Annotated in this window: 1 protein-coding gene; it reads left to right on the top strand. The window is 52.2% G+C overall.

All coding sequences use genetic code 11. The features are described from left to right. Positions 1-226, top strand: a 226-nt coding sequence (locus H0R92_RS14110) for a hypothetical protein (protein ID WP_432966327.1), incomplete at both ends; no start/stop codon positions are given.

The raw sequence follows: 226 nt of genomic DNA, 5'->3' as shown, positions 1-226 counted from the left end.
GTAACGCCGACGGAGCTTGAAACGGGCAGCTTCTCCGAAGCAAACGCCGCATGCACAAAAGACGGCCTTGTCTTTATAGGCGGAAAAAACGGCAGCCTTCATCCCTGTATTTGGAAGGGAACGGACAGCTCTTTTATAGCCACAGAGTTAAGCACCAAAGCCGGCGCGGTTAATGCCCTCTACGTTTTCGGCACCGACATCTATGCGGCAGGTTATATCAAGGAAG

Origin of the sequence: Treponema sp. OMZ 840, assembly GCF_050937815.1 — a bacterium.
Lineage (GTDB): Bacteria > Spirochaetota > Spirochaetia > Treponematales > Treponemataceae > Treponema_C.
The sequence above is the reverse complement of the archived record's forward strand: the minus strand, read 5'-3'. Positions and strand labels throughout refer to the sequence as shown.